The sequence below is a fragment of the Tenacibaculum sp. 1_MG-2023 genome (genome assembly GCF_030547425.1).
Lineage (GTDB): Bacteria > Bacteroidota > Bacteroidia > Flavobacteriales > Flavobacteriaceae > Polaribacter.
In genome coordinates, this window is record NZ_JAUORH010000002.1 from 225,919 (window position 1) to 244,850 (window position 18,932).

Below are 18,932 nucleotides of genomic sequence, written 5' to 3' on the forward strand. Positions count from 1 at the left end.
TTATTATGATTTATCTTTTATTTTATTTTTAAAGACTTTGCTATCGCTTCTAATTCAAAGATGAAATCTCGTTTGTTTACTGATGGAGCATAAGTAAATCCTTCAAAAACAATGACACGTTTGTTTTCTTTATCAATTATTGTATAGTTAATAAATGGCCCTGCCATGAAATCATTTTTTACTTCCCATTTACCTCTAGTTTCATAGGCTTTTTTACCATCAATTTCTGCATCAAAAGTAAATGGAGTGTATGCTTGTTCGGTAATCATGTGCATCCCTTCTTTAGTTCCAGGAATATATTTTTTACCAATTGTATCTCTCATTCTTGTAATGTTGTCTGCCACTTTACTTTCATCTTCCAAAGGATAGCTATACACTAAAATATTGTTGGTTCCATCTCCTCTTGCTATTCCGCTTTTTAAGTGTTGACGTAACCATAAAAAGTCTCCTGTATCTTCAACAAGTTTAAACCTTTCAGGAATGGTTAATGTAACTCCTAAGTTTTTAATTGTTTTAAATTGAGTTTCGTCAAGTTTTTCTTTGTTAAAGATTCTTTGAGTAAACTTTACATCTTCATCTTTAAATAATTTAATAATCTCTTTTCCTCTGTTGCGAATCAAGTCAACCAAAGCTCCTTTACTTTTAGCTGTTGCATAAACTAAAATTTGAGGTTCAGCATATTTGTTTTTTTCTACTGCTATTTTTTCTTTTTCTCCTTCTCTAAGAATTAAAACAGCTCTTGCATTCCTTATAAAACCTTTAAATCCTATAGGATCTATTTGTCCTACTGAAAGTAATGTTTCAGGCTGTGGTAATCCTACCTGATGCTCTCCAAAAACAGAGCGAATTTCATCACCAATTTTACCCTCCCAATCATTTCCTTTAATTACTACTAATATTTTATTAGTATTTCCATTTGATGTTGGTAAAACATAGTCACTTTTCTCTCCTTTATTTTTACACGAAACTGTTATAAAAATTAGGGCAAATAATGCTATTAGTTTATTCATAGTTTGTGGTGTTTAGTAGTTGTATTTTTAGCTTTTAAAAATTTTAAGTTTCATTCCTGGTTTTAAACTTTTAACACTCCAAATATTGTTCCATTTTTTAATTTCATCAACAGAAACTGATGGATATTTTTTTGAAATAGTCCATAATGAATCTCCTTCTTTAACAACATACACCTCATGCTTACCTGTTGGTGCTTTATATTTTTTCTTTGAAACCTTTTTTGGAACAGCCATTCTTTTAGGGTAAACACTTAATCTTTGTCCTATTTTTAAATGATGTGTTCGTAAGCCATTCCAACGTTTAATATCTCTTACTCGTACCCCAAATTTATTAGCTATTTTACCTAAATAGTCTCCACTTCGAACCCTATAGCGAATACGTTTATCCATTTCAAAGTATTTTGGTAAAGGCTTTTCTCTTTTAGCATCATCTTCGTTTGCTAAAGCATATATTTCTTTTTCCTTGTCTAAAAAGTCCATTAAGTTTCTTCGAGGTAACCGAACTGCATAATTTTTTTCTTTTACATACGGAATAACATCTAGTTTATACGATGGATTCAAAAAAGCTAATAAATCAGAGTCTATTCCAGTTTTTTCTGAAATCTGATCAAAACTAATAGTTCTTTTTACACGAACTGTATCTGTCTCAAAATTGAAGATTTTTGGTGCTTCAGGGTAAATATGGTGTTTTTCTGCATATTCAAAAATATACATCGTTGCGTAAAATGCTGGTACATACCCTGCCGTTTCACGAGGTAAAAACGGACGAATATTCCAATAATTTTTATAGCCTCCAGAACGTCTTATCGCTTTTGATACGTTTCCTGGACCTGAGTTGTATGCTGCTAAGGCTAAATCCCAATCACCAAAAATTTTATACAACTGACTTAAGTATTGACATGCTGCTTTTGTTGATTTTACTGGATCTTGACGTTCATCTACATACGAGTTCACCTTTAAATCAAACTGAATTCCTGTTCCATACATAAATTGCCATAAACCCGTTGCTCCTACCCAAGAACGAGCATCTGGTCTCAACGCTGACTCAACAATAGCCAAATATTTCATCTCTAAAGGGATGTCGTATTGATCTAGGTATTGCTCAAACATTGGAAAATAATATTGAGCACGAGCCATTAATGCAGGATAGTATTTTTTGCGATATTTTAAATAACTATTAATCACTTTTTCTAACGCAGGATTGTACTCTAAATGAAAAGGTGTTCTTACGTTTAAGTCTTGTAACCGTTTCTTTAATAAATCGGTTGTAAGAATTGTGGTTGTGTTACCTAAGATATCTTTATCATTAATTACATATTGAATGCTATCAAACAATGATGAATTAAATTTTTCTTCAACTAGTAAGCTATCAATCATCTTTAAATCTTCCGTAGAAAATAGCTCTTGGTTTTGCGCTGAGTTTATAGAATCATTTACCACAACATCAACACTGTCTTTAGCTACAGAAAGGCTATCAATAGGTTGTTGTGCAAAAATTGAAGTTGTAAAAAGGAGTAGTGTTAGTAATTTTTTCATGTTGGTTTTATAAATCTAATTCAACTGCAATTGGGCAATGATCTGAATGTTTTGCTTCTGGTAAAATATACGCTCTTGAAATTTTGTCTTTTAAAGTTTCAGTTACCATGTTGTAATCAATACGCCAACCTTTATTGTTTGTTCTTGCGTTTGCTCGGTAGCTCCACCAAGAGTATTCTTGTTTTTCTGGATGCAAATGACGGAAACTATCTATGAATCCACTATTAATAAACTTTCCTAACCACTCACGTTCTTCTGGTAAAAAACCAGATACTCCTTTCATTTTAGGGTTGTGGATATCTATTTCTTCATGACAAATATTATAATCTCCACAAATAACTAAATTCGGAATGGTTTTTCTCAGTTCTGTAGCATATTCAAGAATTTCATCCATGTAATTGAATTTATAGTCTAATCGAGCACTATTAGTTCCTGAAGGTAAATACATGCTCATTACAGAAACCTCATCAAAATCTACACGAAGATTTCTTCCTTCAAAATCCATCGATTCTATTCCTGTTCCATAGGTTACATGTTTTGGCTCTTCTTTACAGAAAATTGCTACGGATGAATATCCTTTTTTTTCTGCTGAAAACCAATAATGATATGGGTATCCTGCATTTTCAAACTCAGTTACATCTAACTGCTCTTTGTGTGCTTTGGTTTCTTGAATACATATTACATCTGGGTCTGCAGCTTGTAACCAATCGATAAATCCTTTTTTTAATGCCGCCCTAATTCCGTTTACGTTGTATGAGATTATTTTCATCTATATATTTAAAATACAAAAACGTAAAGCATAGTGCCTTACGTCTTTATTTAATCCTATAATTTTGTTAAATATCCATTTCTGGGATATCTCCTTCGACAATCAGAGTTCCTTCTGTAGCTGCTTTAATTTCTTCCACTGATACTCCAGGAGCTCTTTCTAATAAGTAAAACTTATTGTCTTTAATTTCTAATACGGCCAAGTTTGTTACAATTTTTGTTACACAACCTACTCCTGTTAATGGTAATGAACATTTTTTAAGTAGCTTAGATTCTCCTCTTTTATTAGTGTGCATCATTGCTACAATAATGTTGTCGGCAGAGGCTACTAAATCCATCGCTCCTCCCATACCTTTTACCATTTTTCCTGGTATCTTCCAGTTGGCAATATCTCCATTTTCGGCAACCTCCATAGCTCCTAAAATAGTTAGGTGAACGTGTTTACCTCGAATCATTGAAAAACTGGTAGCAGAATCGAAAAAACTAGCTCCTGGCATAGTTGTTATAGTTTGTTTTCCTGCATTGATAATATCAGCGTCTTCTTCTCCTTCAAAAGGAAAAGGTCCCATACCTAGTACTCCGTTTTCTGATTGAAATTCTACCTCAATATCATCACGAACAAAATTGGCTACTAATGTTGGAATTCCGATACCAAGGTTTACATAATATCCGTTTTTTACTTCTTTTGCGATTCTTTTCGCTATTCCGTTTTTATCTAACATTTTCTTTAATGTATCAATTTAATAATGTAACAATATAGCAATGAACTACTTATTACTTTTAATACTTGTACTTAATATTTTGTATAAAATCAACCCTAGTTCCTTAATTTTTTCAGTTAAAACTTTATTTGTAGGGTAATTTTTAGACTTTTAACAAAGAGTTAACCAATACTTGGTTTCATCTAATTCTTTGGTCGCAATCTTTATTTTATGAATAAAATCTGCTTTACTTTCGGCGTTCTAAGCTTCATGTATATTGGCTCCAATACTTGTTCCTGATTTTAACAATTGACGACCAATTACATATTTTCGTTCGTTTTCTAACTGTTCACAATATTCAATAACAAACAATCCAACTTCTACTGATTTATCTACTACAGGATTCTTCATTGTTACATTTTCAAATTGATACATTGTTACATTATAAGGTATTAGTCTCGTTTTCGAACAGTTCGTTGCTCAATTCTCTTCTCATACTTTTCTCCTTGGAAAATGCGTTGTACAAAAATTCCTGGAATATGGATTTGATTTGGATCTAATTCTCCTACTGGAACTAACTCCTCAACCTCAGCAACTGTAATAGTAGCTGCCCCACACATATTTGGATTAAAGTTTCTTGAAGTCCCTTTGAATATTAAATTTCCTGCTGCATCACCTTTCCATGCTTTTACAAAGGCAAAATCTGCTTTAAACGCTGGTTCTAAAACATACATTTTTCCGTCAAACTCACGAGTTTCTTTTCCTTCTGCCACCTCTGTCCCATAACCTGCTGGTGTATAAAAAGCAGGGAAACCTGCTTGTGCTGCCCTACATTTTTCCGCTAAGGTTCCTTGTGGTGTTAATTCTACTTCTAATTCTCCAGACAACATTTGACGCTCAAACTCATCATTTTCTCCAACATAAGAAGAAATCATTTTTTTTATTTGATGATTTTGTAATAACAACCCTAAACCAAAATCATCAACTCCTGCATTATTAGAAATACAAGTAACATCTTTTACTCCTATTTTTACTAACTCAGCAATAGCATTTTCAGGTATTCCACACAAACCGAACCCTCCTAACATAAAGGTCATGCCGTCTTGTACACCTTGTAATGCTTCTTGTATGTTATTTACTTTTTTATTTATCATTATAGTTGTTGTTTTTAAGCTTTACTCAATAAGTGAGGTTTTAAATACGCTACAATTATACTAAAAATCTGTATCGTCTGGGGTTGTTTCTTCTTCTCCTTCTTTCGTTTCCTCTGTTTTTGAGCAATCTAAATTTATACTTATATCTTTAGGCTTTTCAAAACTTCCTTTACTTACCTCTAATGTCTTATCTTCATAGCACTTCCTCATAAATATAGCCCATGTAGGTAGCGACATTGTTGCTCCTTGTCCATATTTTAACCCTGCAAAGTGTGTAGCTCTATCTTCTCCACCTGTCCAAACTCCTGTTGCTAAATCAGGAACGATCCCCATAAACCAACCATCTGATTGGTTTTGTGTGGTACCTGTTTTACCTGCAATTGGATTGGTAAATTTATAAGGGAAACCTGTTGCAGCATCACCTGCGGAAGTCCATGTTGATCGTAAACGTGCTCCTGAACCTAATCTTGTTACGCCTTGCATCAAGTCTAAAATTACATATGCAGATTCTTCACTTAATACTTCTTTAGTTTGAGGTACAAATTCTTCTAAAACAGTTCCGTTTTTATCTTCAATTCGAGTAACCATTAGTGGACTTACACGTAATCCTTTGTTAGCAAAAGTTGAATATGCACTTACCATTTCTAATAACGATAAATCAATTGCTCCTAATGCGATAGACGGATTTGCCTCTAATTTAGACGTTATCCCTGAAGATTCTGCTAGTCGAACTACATTTATTGGTGAAACTTTATCAATTAGCTGTGCTGTAATTACATTTACTGATTTTGCTAAAGCTTCTTTTAATGTAAGTTCCCCTCCATATTTACCTCCTGCATTTTTAGGTGTCCAATCTTTTGGCATTCCATATTTTTCCTTAGGAATAGTGTATGGTGTGTTTGGCAATTTATCACAAGGTGACATTTTTAATTGATTAATTGCAGTAGCATATACAAAAGGTTTAAACGTAGAACCTACTTGACGTTTTTGTTGCTCAACTGCATCATATTTAAAATACCTATGGTTTATTCCTCCAACCCAAGCTTTAATATGACCTGTTTGAGGCTCAATAGATACCAAACCTGAACGTAAGAAATATTTATAATGACGTATTGAGTCATAAGGGGTCATTACCGTGTCACGTTCACCTTTCCACGTAAAAATACGCATATCTGTAGCAGTATTAAAGACCTTATCTATTTCTTTTTCAGACTTACCAGCTGCTTTCATTCGCTTATAGCGGTCTGAATTTTGTTTTGCTCTTCTTATTATTTTTTCTATTTCTTTTTTGTTTATATCATAAAAAGGAGCTTTTTTATTTCTTTTTTGTTCTTTGTTAAAATAGGTTTGAAGGTTTGCCATGTGTTCATAAACCGCTTCTTCAGCATATTTTTGCATACGAGAGTCTATCGTAGTATAAATTTTTAATCCATCTCTATAAATATTATACTCTTCTCCATTTGGTTTTGGGTTTTCTTTAACCCACTCTTTTAAAATACTTCTTAAATGCTCTCTAAAATATGTTGCTAAACCGTCACTATGCCCTTCTCTGTTTATATTAAGTCCTAGACCTAATTTTTGTAATGAGTCTTTTTGTTTTAAAGTAATAAACTCACTTCTATTCATTTGCTTTAAAACAACATTCCTTCGTTGTTTTACCATCTCTTTTCTCCTTAAAGGATTAAAAAGGGAAGAGTTTTTAAGCATTCCTACTAGCATTGCTGATTCTTCTATATCTAACTCTTTGGGTTCTTTTCCAAAATAAATTCGAGCTGCTGAACGGACACCCACTGCTTGATTTAAGAAATCATATTTATTCAAATACATAGTTATGATTTCTTCTTTAGTATATTGACGCTCTAACTTAACAGCTACTACCCATTCTTTTACTTTTTGAAGTACTCTTTTAAAAATGTTTCGAGATGCTTTTTTCGTAAACAGCATTTTTGCTAGCTGTTGGGTTATTGTACTCGCGCCTCCACTTCCTGGTTTTAAAATAGCTCTTGCTGTTCCTCTAAAGTCTATTCCTGAATGCTCATAAAAACGTTCGTCTTCTGTTGAAACCAAGGCTTTCACCATATTCTGTGGAATGTCTTTATATTTTATAGGTGTTCTATTTTCAACAGCATATTTCCCTAAGGTTTTACCATCCGAAGAAATAATTTCGGTTGCTAAGTTATTCTCTGGGTTTTCTAACTCCTCAAAAGTTGGCAATGCTCCAAACACTCCCCAAGAAGCTAGTAAAAAAAGTAGGCAAACAAGCAGGAAACCTCCTAAAATGATACCCCAAAACCATTTAATATACTTACTAAAACTTGTTGTTTTTTTCTCTGTCATTACTTTATTTTTTCAATTCTAAACCCTACATGAGTTATCCCTTTCAGTTCTTCAACACCTTCTATTTCTCCATTTTTTCGCATGGCTTGTCGAACTTTAAAAGTATATTTTCCTTTGCGGGGAAACGTTATGTTTTCTTTATAAAAAAGTTTGTTTTCTTTAATATCGGTAAAACCTTGTCCTAAAAACTTTCCTGTAACATCTGCCATATCATACTCCAATGTATCTATGATTATTTGTCCATCAGGAAAATTCATTTGTGTAATTAAAAAAAGATTACTGTATGCATAATCTTTATTATTTCTAAGGTTTATAAAAAGGTTCTTCTTACCAATAGAGTCATTAATTGGAAATGTAAATTGTATTGCATTTTTTTTATTCCATGAACTTTTTGGAAGTGCCATATAATTATCAAACTCCCTATTTGAATCACATGAAGCAAATAGCGTAGCGACTAAAAAAAAGATGCCAATTTTACTTCTCATTATTGGTATTACTTTTATTATCGTTATTGTTTTTTTTACGTTGATTGTTGTTTTTTCTTCTAGGGTTTCTAGGCTTTTTTTGTTGTCCTTGTGGTTTTTCAGTTGTATTACCTTCTGGTTTAGGTTTTCGAGTTTTTGGGTTATTTTTAGGTCTTGGTTTCCTATTGTCAACCCTCTTCTTTTCTGTTTTTTGCCCTCCTTCAGTCTTTACTGATTTCCCTTGTGGCTTTTTCTTTGGTCTCTTGTTTATAGGAGGTTGTTTATCTCCCTCTCTCTTATTTGTTGGGTTTCTTTTCTTACGTCTACTATTTTTGCGCCCTTTTTTTGGAGCATCAAAACGTGTTAAACTATCTTGACCAACGACATTCTCAAAATCAACAGAGACCTCTTCAGTTATCTCCAATTCATATTCTTCTAACGGTAAAGCAAGTTCATTATTTTTGTTTAATTCTATAATCTCTTGAACTTGATCTAACGATAGTTTATACCATTTAAAACTTTCTTCTTTGTAAGTGTACCAAAGTAACTTTTTGAAAATGTCCATTTTAACGAAAACAGCATCTCCTTTTTCTGTTTTTAGCACTTTATCTTGCTTCGGAAAGCTTTGTAATGCATCTAAATACGTGTCTAATTCGTAGTTTAAACAACACTTTAGTTTACCACACTGTCCTGCTAATTTTAACGGATTTAGTGATAGCTGTTGATAGCGGGCTGCTGCTGTATTTACTTTTCTAAAATCGGTTAGCCAAGTAGAGCAGCATAGTTCTCTACCACAAGAACCAATTCCTCCTAAACGAGCTGCTTCTTGACGCATTCCTACCTGACGCATTTCTACTCTAATAGAAAAAGCGCTAGCTAAGTCACGTATTAACTGACGAAAATCTACACGTTCATCTGCTGTGTAATAAAAAGTAGCTTTTGTTCCATCTCCTTGATATTCAACATCAGAAAGTTTCATTTTTAAACCTAGTCGGCTTATAATTTCTCTTCCTTTTCGTTGTGTTTCTAGCTCTCTTCCTCTGGCTTCTTGCCAAACATCAATGTCTTTTTGAGAGGCTTTTCTGTAAATTTTCTTCACTTCATCACTATCTGCAGTAATTTTTCTTTTTTTCATTTGAACTCTTACAAGCTCTCCTGCTAAAGAAACAATACCAACATCGTGCCCTGAAGATCCTTCAACTGCAACCACATCTCCCATGGAAAGGGTTAAGTTTTCAAGATTTTTATAAAAGTGTTTTCGTCCGTTTTTAAAACGGACTTCAAAAATATTAAATGGAGCTTCACCCGTAGGTAAAGTCATGTTCGATAACCAATCAAAAACAGCGAGCTTATTTCCACTTCCACATGTGCCCGTAGCACAATTTCCGTTACTCTTACAGCCATTTGGCACACCGCTTTTGTTAGTTGAGCAACTGCTACAACTCATACGATAGTATATTTTTTTGAAATGTTTTTTAAACCTGTGGTATTTACAGTATCAAAAAACATTTTTATTATTTGATTTTCAGCTGTATAAAATTTATCTTATAACAACTATCCTTAATCTGTAAAGATACATATTCTAATGAAAAGTGAAAATTGATTTTTTTGTTAAAAAAAACGCCACTTTTTTGTTAAAAGCAGCGTTTTTCATTTGTTTTATGTCTTTTGGCACTATTTATTCTTTTTCGCCCAATTATCTCGTAATCCAACAGTTTTATTGAATACTAAATTTTCTGCTGTTGAATCATCATCTACATTAAAATACCCTAAACGTTGGAACTGAAAGCGGTCTCCAATTTTTGCTTCTTGTAAGCTTGGTTCAACGTAAGCCGTAATTTTTTCTAACGAATTCGGGTTTAAAAACGCCATAAAGTCCTTATCTTTATGACTGTCTGGTGCTTCATCTGAAAACAACCTGTCATACGCTCTTACCTCAGCTTTTACTGCATGTTTTATAGAAACCCAGTGTAAAGTTCCTTTTACCTTACGCTTACTTTCTTCGGTTCCACTTCCTGATTTTGTTAATGGGTCGTACGCACAGTGAATTACAGTAATATTTCCGTTTTCGTCTTTTTCCACACTATTAGCGGTAATAAAATACGCATTCTTTAAACGAACTTCTTTTCCTAATTTTAAACGGAAAAATTTTTTGTTTGCTTCTTCTCTAAAGTCTTCACGTTCTATATAAATTTCTCTTGAAAATGGAACTTCTCTTGTACCAGAGTTTTCATCTTCTGGATTGTTTTCAGCAATTAAAATCTCTTCTTGATCTTCTGGATAATTATCTATTACCACTTTTACTGGATCTAAAACCCCCATCACTCGATTCGCTGTTTTGTTTAAATCTTCTCTAATTTTAAACTCCAGTAACGCTACATCAATCACATTTTCACGTTTAGAAACTCCTACAGTATCCACAAAACTACGAATAGAAGCAGGAGTATAACCACGGCGACGTAATCCTGAAATAGTTGGCATACGTGGGTCATCCCACCCTGAAACAATTCCTTCTTCCACCAACTTCATCAACTTACGTTTACTCATTACGGTATAACTTAAGTTTAAACGTGAGAATTCTCTTTGTTTTGGTGGTAATGGGTATTCTGATTGACTATATTCATACACATTATCTCTAAACCAATTGTATAATTCACGGTGAGGTTTAAACTCTAGTGAACATAGTGAATGAGAAATTTGCTCTATATAATCACTTTCACCATGAGTCCAGTCGTACATTGGATAAATTACCCAATCGCTTCCTGTACGGTGGTGTTCTTTCTTTAAAATACGATACATAATAGGATCACGTAGTAACATATTTGGTGAAGCCATATCTATTTTAGCACGTAACACATGAGAACCTTCTTCAAACTCACCATTTTTCATACGTGTGAATAAATCTAAGTTTTCTTCAACACTTCTGTCTCTATTAGGTCCTGCTACTCCTGGTTGCGTTGGCGTTCCTTTTTGCTCAGCCATTGCTTCAGAAGATTGGTTATCTACATACGCTTTTCCGTCTTTAATCAATTGAACTGCCCAATCATATAATTGTTGGAAATAATCAGAAGAATAGCATTCTTTTTCCCATTGATACCCTAACCAAGATACATCACGTTTAATAGCGTCTACATATTCTTGCTCTTCTTTTGCTGGGTTTGTATCATCAAAACGAAGGTTTACTGGAGCATTGTATTTTTCTCCTAAACCAAAACTAATACCAATAGCTTTTGTATGCCCTATATGTAAGTATCCGTTTGGTTCTGGTGGAAAACGAAAACGCAAATTTTCTTTTGGCATTCCATTTGCCAAATCTTCTTCAACAATTTGCTCTAAAAAATTCAATGATTTCTTTTCTTCTGACATCTTTATAAATTATGTACGTGTTCTATTTTTACAGCCTTCTATAGTTTTCTCTTAAAATAGAATCAATCAAGAGCTTCCTAAAAGGTCTAAGCAACAAAATTACATAGAATCTATGAGATAATTACACAAAGAAAATTATGGATTAAGTTTTAGCAATAAAAAAACGGAAAACCTATATAGATTTTCCGTTTTTAGTGTTTTTTATCGTTAAGTTTTACTTCCCGTACGAATTGTTTTCTTGGTTTACGTCTGCCATTAATTTAGACGGATCAATTTCAACTGATTTCACCTCTTTTTTTGTTGTAAAAGTGTACGTTGGATGTGCAAAAGTCCAATCGGTAATAACCGTTGCACTGGTTGGTTTTTCTCCACGCATCATACGTAACGGAATATTAAATGATTCTTTTGAACCATCAGTATACGTTACCTTAACATCAATTGGCATTGGCATTTTACCAATACGTTCTAAGGTAATTTCTTTTCCATTTACTGATTTAATTCCGTAATCAATAGTATGTGTTGTTTGTGTCCATTCATTTAAATACCAGTCTAACTGAAGTCCTGAAACTTTTTCGGCGGTACGTTTAATGTCATTTGGTGTTGGATGCTTAAAAGAAAAGTCTTCAAAATATTTCTTTAATGTTTTTGCTACATTTTCTTTTCCAATAATATATTCTAATTGGGATAAGAAAATGTTTCCTTTTGAATAACTCGCAACTCCATACGCTGTATTCGTGTGATACCTATCAGCGTGTGTTGTTAAAGGCTCTTCAATATTATTTTTTACCACGTAATTATACCCTCGATAAGATCCTGCATGTGGATTTTCTTTTCCTTCTCCTAAAATTTCATTTTCTGCTTTGTTTGAAATATAAGTGGTGAACCCTTCATCCATCCAAGGGTGCTTGCTTTCGTTAGTTGCTAATAAGAATTGAAACCAAGTATGTGCTAACTCGTGTGCTGTAACACCGAATAAGCTTCCCCACTTACGTTGTCCTGTAATTAATGTACACATTGCATATTCCATACCTCCATCTCCTCCTTGAATAACTGAGTATTGCTTGTATGGATACTGACCTATATGCTCACTAAAATATTTCATTAATTCAGCTGTTTTAGGTTGCAATTTTTTCCAGTTTTCTAAATATTCAGCACCTAATGTTTTCTTGTAAAGGAAATGTAAGTCGATTCCATTGTCCATTTTATAGGTATCATGAATAAACTCAGGATCTGCTCCCCAAGTAAAATCATGTACATTTGGCGCAGTGAATTTCCATGTTAATTTATCTCCTGACGGAAGGTTTAACGGTTTTGTTTTATCTTCGTAACCATGACCTACTTCTTGTGGATTTTGCACATATCCAGTTCCTCCAACTACATAATTTTTATCAATATGAAGTGTTACATCAAAATTACCCCAAACTCCGTGGAATTCTCTTCCTAAGTATGGTGGTGTATGCCAACCTTCAAAATCGTACTCAGCCATTTTAGGATACCATTGTGTCATTGACAAAGCAACTCCTTCTGCGCTATTACGACCCGAACGGCGGATTTGTTTTGGTACTTGCGCATCAAAAATCATATCAAACGTTACACTTTCTCCTGGTTGAATTGGTTTGTTTAATGTAACTTCTAAAATCGTTCCAACAGTTTCGTGTTTTACTACCGAACCGTTTTGTTTTAAAGAACTTACTTTAATGTATCCTATTTCTGAAGGTGATAATTTACTAATACGATCTCCTACTCTTCTATCTGGATCTTGAATATTTCTTGAACGAACATCCATTTGTGAGTTTGGTTGAAATGCATTGAAATATAAATGATAGAACACTTTATTTAACGCATCTGGTGAATTGTTTGTGTACACCAATTTTTGCATTCCTTTGTATTGATATGTTTTAACATTCATATCAATATCCATAGTATAATCAACATGTTGTTGCCAATACCCTTTGTTTGATTGCTTGTTTACTTTTGTTTTTGTTACGGTTTTATTTTTTGTGCTATTTACAGTAGCACATGAAATAACCGGTAATAATAAAAGGCTTAAGATTATTTTCTTCATATTAAACTGATTTAATCCCCATTGAGGTTAGTGTTTTCTTAAAATCACTTAGTTCTTTTTCATTTTTTAATACTGGAAAACTACGTCTTTTTCCGTTACATAACTTTAGAAAAACTCGTTCTTTTCCATAAACTGTTCTTGTTTCTATTCCTTCAATTTCATCAAGCAGGTATTTAGACTTCCATGATCTTTTTACTACGTAATAAAATATTACTACTACAGAAACTACTGCAAGTACAAACATAAAAACAAAAAGAGTTTCATTGTTTTGGTAACTCATTAAATACAACTGAACCCCCATATTAATTCCATTAATTAACATTAAAGAGATTATTAACCATGAATGCATCGGCACTTCATCTTTAATTGTTAATTCTTGTGTTTTTTTGTTGAATTCTAGTTGCATGTGTTTTCTTATAACAAAAAAAGAGCATCAAAAAATAATGCTCTTTTTTAGCTTGTTTATACTGATTTTATTTTCTTCCATTTACCATTCTATCAGCCATTCTAACCGCATTGTATGCGTTTACAACACGTCCTGATACCGATAATTCTGAGAAAGGAACTAACTCTCCTGTAGGGTTTTCTCTTGATTGAGAACCTGGTTTAACAACCTGTAAATCTATTTTAGTTCCAGAGTTCATTAAAATGTGTTTTACTTGACTCGCTGTTAACTCTGGATAGTAAGAACGTACTAATGCTGCAACTCCTGCTGCTGCTGGAGAAGCCATTGAAGTTCCATTAAATTTCTTGTATTCATTCTCTGGAGTCGTTGAATATACCTGTACTCCAGGAGCAAATACATCTACATTCTTTTTACCGTAATTAGAGAAGTTTGCTGGTAATGTTTTATCATAATTAGCACTCATTGCTCCAATTGTTAAAAAATTATCTGCAACTTCAGTCATTAAATCTGGTGCATCGTTAGGGAAAGTCTTCTCAACATCAATATTCTTTCCATCATTTCCTGCTGCATTTACAATTAACACATCCTTTGATGCTGCATATTTAATTGCATCGTAAACCCATTCTTTATTTGGTGAAAAAGCCTTTCCAAAACTTGTATTGATTACTTTCGCTCCGTTATCAACTGCATAACGAATACCTAAAGCAACGTCTTTATCGTACTCATCTCCTTCAGATACTGAACGAACAGCCATAATTTTCACATTGGCAACCCCATTCATTCCTTTATCGTTGTTTCTTGTTGCTCCAATGATACCTGAAACGTGAGAACCATGCGCTTCATCTTTTTCAGAATGACCTGTATTACCGTTTCCGTATCCTGGTTTATCGTTAATATCATACGCGTTATCACCAACAACAGTACGGTAATCCGTTTTTAAATTATCTCCATTAATAGTTTTTTGAGCTTTCTTTATTCCATTCTCAAAATACTCTTTCGCCTCTTCAAGCGTATCAAAATAACCAAACATTCCCGCTGAAAATCCTTTTGCTTTAATTAACATTGGGTCGTTTGTATTGATAGCTTCTACTTCGTCTTTAGTATAGGTTGATTTTCCAAAGTATTTAGTAAATGCTTTATCAGCATCTGCAATCATTCCTTTTAAACTCCCATAACGAGCAACCGTTTTCTTTGCCTCTGCTATTTTCTCAGCTTGATATGCTTTTACTTCTGCTAAGGTTTCAGCATCTGCAACTTCTGGTTTCATTAAAATACGTTCGTATTCTAAATGTTCTTTGTATGAGTCTCCTAAAAAATTCCATCCGTTGATATCATCAACATATCCATTTTTATCATTATCGATTCCGTCTCCAGGAATTTCCTTGGTATTTACCCAAGCTACATCAACTAAATCCTCATGTTTTAAATCAGTTCCAGAATCAACGACACCAACTACAACTTCTACATGCTTTTTCCCTTTTAAAAACTCATAGGCTTTATTTACACTCATTCCTGGAATAGTATCTGTAGCCAAGTCTAAATGCTGCCAATTTTCTTGCTCATAGTCTGTTAATTCAGCTTTCTTCGCTGGAATATTCACTACGGTGTTACTTCCTGTTGGCACAGGGATGTTGCTTACTGTCTTACAACTAGCTAAGGTAGCTACTGCAATTGCCGAGTAAAATACGGGCTTTAAAACTCTCATAATCTCTATCTTAATTAAAAATATCTGTAAACTTAAATGTTTCTTTTAAACGAACTCCTTTTTCTGTATGTTTTACCGTTATTACTTCATTATAGGCATCATGCTCTAAAAAAAGGTAAAACTCTTTATCGGCTGCTTCGTTTAAAAAGGCTTCTTTTTCTTTTAAGGTTAGTAGCGGTCTTGTATCGTATCCCATTACATAGGGTAACGGAATGTGACCTGCGGTAGGCAATAAATCTGCCATAAACACTACTGTTTTTCCTTGATATTCTATTTTTGGCAGCATTTGTTTTTCGGTATGTCCGTCTTTAAACAACACATCAAACCCTACATAATCTTTTGCATTTAGGTGCAAAAAGTTTAGTTGTCCACTTTCTTCAATCGGTAGGATGTTTTCTTTTAAAAAAGATGCTTTTTCTCTGGCATTTGGGTGTACTGCCCAGTCCCAATGACGTTGGTTACTCCAAAAACGTGCATTTTTAAAAGCTGGTTCATACCCTGTTCTGTCTTTATTCCACTGAATTGCTCCTCCACAATGATCGAAATGTAGATGTGTTAAAAACACATCGGTAATATCATCTCTATGAAAACCATATTTTGCTAAAGAAGTATCTAATGAAAAGTCTCCATACAGATAGTAATATCCAAAAAACTTATCGGACTGCTTATTTCCAATACCTGTATCAATTAGTGTTAAACGGTCACCATCCTCAATCAACATACATCGCATGCCCATTGAAATCATGTTTTTTTCATCGGCAGGGTTTGTTTTTTGCCAAATCGTTTTCGGAACTACGCCAAACATAGCACCACCGTCTAATTTAAAGTTTCCTGTTTCTATCGGATAAATTCGCATAACTACAAAGATGCAGAATTTTAGCGAATTAATTTGTTAAGGAAAACAAAAAGTGCCTAGTTTCTAGAAATGCTATCTGCCATAATTAAAGCATTGTACGCGTTTAAAACTTTCCGAGTGACTTTATAAAATCATAAAAGGTTATCATCTCTTTTTTCTAATTCTTTCAAAAAATAAGAAGGTTTGATTCCTTTAGCTTTAAAAAATGCTTTAGAAAACGATTCTGCGTTGTTAAAACCTGCCTCTTTAGCAATAGCTTTTACTGTATATTTTCTTAAAATAGCATCCTTTTTTAACCTCTCTATAATATATGAGACTCTTAAATCACTCAAATAAGCAGAAAAAGATTTACCTTTATAATAGTTAACTACTTTAGATAGGTACTGAGTATTAGTATTTAACTCTTTTGCCAGAGAACTTAATGTAATATTATTAGCTATAAATTTCTGCTCTTTTTCAAACTCATCCAATCCTTTTAAAATAGCTTCACTAATTTGTTTCGGTATTATAATATTTTCTTTTGTTTTTTTTACAGCTTTAACAACTTCCTTAGAATTAATTACTTCTTCGAATCTTTGTTTATAAACTCTCTTCTTGTAATATTGATAAATAAAAAGAACCAATAATAAAACTACTATTAGAGAAATCATTATAATGACAAAGTAAAAAAAGGCGTTGTTTTTCTTCATTTGTTTTATTACAGTTTCTTTTTCCGATTTTAATTTTGGAATATCATACTCTCTATAAATTTTTCTGTTTAAATACCTCTCATTGTAATTTATAATACTGTCGTATTTGATAAATCTATTGATATATAATAGTTGATTTGTTAAATTATTATCTTTTTTATATTTATTGATTAATACTTCATATGCTTCTCTTATAAATAAAAAAACTGGTTTCTCTAACTGGAATAAGGAATCTACTTTCTTATATGCTCTTATTTTTTGCCCTTCTTTATTAATTCCCTCAAAAGATTTTCCCAGATAGAAATAAATGTAAATTAAATAATTATTTAAACTTTTATTTTTAAAAAAGGAAGCTTCATTTTTAAGTATATTAATAGCTATATTATAATTCTTTTTATGACATTCAATAATTCCTTGATTCATATTTAAATGATGAAGCATTAAAGTATCGTTTAATTTTAAGTATATTTTTTTTCCTCTATTTATATAGTTTTGAGCAGAGTCAATTTTTTTTGAATCTGTATAAAGATTTGCCAGTTCCATTATTGAATTTAGCCTTCTATTTTTTAAATCATTCTTCTCCGCGTATTTTAAGTTTTCTTTAAAAATTATGGCAGCTTCATCATAGATTTGAAGTCTTCTTTTCAATGAACCAATACTATTTTTAATACTAAACGCTAATGACTTACTATTATGTTTTTCTGTATATTCTAGTGCTAATAGGTAACTATCAATTGCATCATCATATTGATAATTTTTTTGATAGTAATATCCTTTTTTCATATAAGCAACTGAAGGGTAATACTTAATACTCTTCTCAGACATTAAATTAATAACACTATCACTATATTTCAATACTCTATCATCTTCATATAAATCTGATAAAACCCAATAACCTGCGGAAATTCTTTGTCTGTGTTTTTCTCTCTTAGCTACCTTTAAGAAAGCTTTTATATATCTAATTTTTTCTTCTTTTTCTTCACTCTTTTCATAGTAAGAAAACAACTCTTCCATTGTTTTACTCGGAAGGGTATCAACGTTACTTTGTCCAAAAGAACTTATGAACAAAAGCAAGAAAAAGAATAGTGTAATCTGTTTTTTATGTGTCTTTAATTTATTTTTCATTTCTCTACTAATTTCCTTTTACTTTTTTCACTAAAAAACCCATTCAATATTTTTTAAATTTCACAAAGGCAAATGTAATAGCAGACAAGTCAAATACAGATATACACCTACAGATATTAATCGATATTTATAAATAACTACCTTTTTCATATCATTTAAATAAGAATATTACAACCTATGGCAACAGCAAATGCCTCAAATAAGCTAAATAAAAAAAGCTCATCAAATTTGATGAGCTTTTTGAGGTGTCGAGCGGATTCGAACCGCTGTAGATGGTGTTGCAGACCACTGCCTAGCCACTCGGCCACGACACCTTATATTGATAAGGACTGCAAATTTACAGCTTTTATCTTTTTTTGCAAGCTTTTTTTACTTTTTACGCACTTCTGATAAAACAATTACTACCTCAGCAACATTTCCTCCAATGGGTGGATTAATTTTTGCTACGCTAACCTCCGCTTCATCAACCAGTTGTATTTCTCTAAAGATTCTAACTAAAATTCGTTGAGCAACATGCTCTAGTAATTTAGAACGAATTGCCATCTCTTCTTTTACAATTTGATTTAAATGCACATAATCTACCGTATCAACCAAATTATCTGTTTTCGCGGATGTTTGTAAATCAGCTTTTACTTCGATATCTACTCGGTATTCCGAACCTATTCTTGCTTCTTCCTCTAAGCATCCGTGATTTGTAAAAACACGAATGTCGTTTACACGTACTATTCCCATACCGCAAAAATAGTAATG

Annotated in this window: 15 protein-coding genes, 1 tRNA gene and 1 pseudogene; all 17 read right to left on the reverse strand. The window is 32.7% G+C overall.

What is annotated here, in order from left to right:
* Nucleotides 1-17: 17 nt before the first annotated feature.
* Entirely contained in the window at nt 18-1,010 is a 993-nt protein-coding gene (locus Q4517_RS02795; protein WP_303505981.1) for a DUF4837 family protein, read from the reverse strand.
* Between the two features lie 27 nt (nt 1,011-1,037).
* A complete protein-coding gene (locus Q4517_RS02800) occupies nt 1,038-2,546 on the reverse strand; it encodes a lytic transglycosylase domain-containing protein (RefSeq protein WP_303505983.1) in 1,509 nt (502 codons plus the stop codon).
* A gap of 7 nt (nt 2,547-2,553) precedes the next feature.
* The gene (locus tag Q4517_RS02805; RefSeq protein ID WP_303505985.1) at nt 2,554-3,315 is read right to left on the reverse strand and encodes an exodeoxyribonuclease III; all 762 of its coding nucleotides are present in this window, start codon (nt 3,313-3,315) and stop codon (nt 2,554-2,556) included.
* Nucleotides 3,316-3,382: 67 nt separating this feature from the next.
* Entirely contained in the window at nt 3,383-4,036 is a 654-nt protein-coding gene (locus Q4517_RS02810; protein WP_303505987.1) for a 3-oxoacid CoA-transferase subunit B, read from the reverse strand.
* Nucleotides 4,037-4,186: 150 nt separating this feature from the next.
* A pseudogene (locus Q4517_RS02815) lies at nt 4,187-4,450 on the reverse strand (four helix bundle protein).
* A 17-nt stretch (nt 4,451-4,467) separates the two neighbouring features.
* Entirely contained in the window at nt 4,468-5,169 is a 702-nt protein-coding gene (locus Q4517_RS02820; RefSeq protein WP_303505989.1) for a CoA transferase subunit A, read from the reverse strand.
* A gap of 60 nt (nt 5,170-5,229) precedes the next feature.
* Nucleotides 5,230-7,506: a penicillin-binding protein 1A gene (locus Q4517_RS02825; protein ID WP_303505991.1), complete on the reverse strand. Its 2,277-nt coding sequence runs from the start codon at nt 7,504-7,506 to the stop codon at nt 5,230-5,232.
* A complete protein-coding gene (locus Q4517_RS02830; RefSeq protein WP_303505993.1) occupies nt 7,506-7,991 on the reverse strand; it encodes a gliding motility lipoprotein GldH in 486 nt (161 codons plus the stop codon). The genes Q4517_RS02825 and Q4517_RS02830 overlap by 1 nt, the downstream gene beginning before the upstream one ends.
* Nucleotides 7,981-9,417 carry a regulatory iron-sulfur-containing complex subunit RicT gene (gene ricT, locus Q4517_RS02835; protein WP_303505995.1) on the reverse strand — a complete coding sequence of 479 codons (1,437 nt, stop codon included), beginning with the start codon at nt 9,415-9,417 and terminating at the stop codon, nt 7,981-7,983. Before ricT ends, Q4517_RS02830 begins: the two co-directional genes overlap by 11 nt.
* A gap of 227 nt (nt 9,418-9,644) precedes the next feature.
* Nucleotides 9,645-11,336, reverse strand: a complete 1,692-nt coding sequence (locus Q4517_RS02840; RefSeq protein ID WP_303505998.1) for a glutamine--tRNA ligase/YqeY domain fusion protein — start codon at nt 11,334-11,336, stop codon at nt 9,645-9,647.
* 214 nt (nt 11,337-11,550) lie between these two features.
* Nucleotides 11,551-13,401, reverse strand: coding sequence for a M1 family metallopeptidase (locus Q4517_RS02845; protein ID WP_303506000.1), 1,851 nt, complete (start codon nt 13,399-13,401; stop codon nt 11,551-11,553).
* Between the two features lies 1 nt (nt 13,402).
* Nucleotides 13,403-13,807: a hypothetical protein gene (locus tag Q4517_RS02850; RefSeq protein ID WP_303506002.1), complete on the reverse strand. Its 405-nt coding sequence runs from the start codon at nt 13,805-13,807 to the stop codon at nt 13,403-13,405.
* Nucleotides 13,808-13,874: 67 nt separating this feature from the next.
* Nucleotides 13,875-15,512 carry a S8 family serine peptidase gene (locus Q4517_RS02855; protein WP_303506004.1) on the reverse strand — a complete coding sequence of 546 codons (1,638 nt, stop codon included), beginning with the start codon at nt 15,510-15,512 and terminating at the stop codon, nt 13,875-13,877.
* A 10-nt stretch (nt 15,513-15,522) separates the two neighbouring features.
* On the reverse strand, nt 15,523-16,368 hold the full coding sequence (locus Q4517_RS02860; protein WP_303506006.1) for an MBL fold metallo-hydrolase: 846 nt from the start codon (nt 16,366-16,368) through the stop codon (nt 15,523-15,525).
* A 131-nt stretch (nt 16,369-16,499) separates the two neighbouring features.
* Nucleotides 16,500-18,182, reverse strand: a complete 1,683-nt coding sequence (locus Q4517_RS02865; RefSeq protein WP_303506008.1) for an AraC family transcriptional regulator — start codon at nt 18,180-18,182, stop codon at nt 16,500-16,502.
* A 243-nt stretch (nt 18,183-18,425) separates the two neighbouring features.
* Nucleotides 18,426-18,496: transfer RNA gene (locus tag Q4517_RS02870), tRNA-Cys, on the reverse strand.
* Nucleotides 18,497-18,551: 55 nt separating this feature from the next.
* Nucleotides 18,552-18,914 (reverse strand): dihydroneopterin aldolase, encoded by a 363-nt coding sequence (gene folB / locus Q4517_RS02875; RefSeq protein ID WP_303506010.1) that lies wholly within the window; start codon nt 18,912-18,914, stop codon nt 18,552-18,554.
* Between the last annotated feature and the right edge of the window lie 18 nt (nt 18,915-18,932).